The following is a 253-nucleotide window of genomic DNA, read 5'->3' as shown; positions in this document are numbered from 1 at the left end:
GAACTGGGCAAAAAATACTAGAGGAAAGTCTTGTACTTCCTCCAAGCTCGTTGACCAAATCGCTGACACCATAGGCAACAAGTAATTATCGGTAAATAATTTGCCATAGCGTTTCTTAGCAATGTAATCACCCAAAGTCTGCTGAGTAAAGCCGCTGACGTCTTGTTGATTTTCGCGTGCGCTTTCAAAGTCTTGGCGCAGCTGCTTCATGTGTTTATTAAACTGTAAAATATCATTAATAAATCGCCAAAAC

1 pseudogene is annotated in these 253 nt (G+C 40.3%); it reads right to left on the bottom strand.

The annotated features are described in order from the left end of the window. Positions 1-253: pseudogene (locus AAEY88_RS14690) on the bottom strand (FAD-dependent oxidoreductase); the annotation flags it as partial.

The sequence above is a fragment of the Psychrobacter sp. CAL346-MNA-CIBAN-0220 genome, from assembly GCF_040309805.1.
Taxonomy (GTDB): Bacteria; Pseudomonadota; Gammaproteobacteria; order Pseudomonadales; family Moraxellaceae; genus Psychrobacter.
This window is presented reverse-complemented; position numbering and strand designations above follow the sequence as displayed.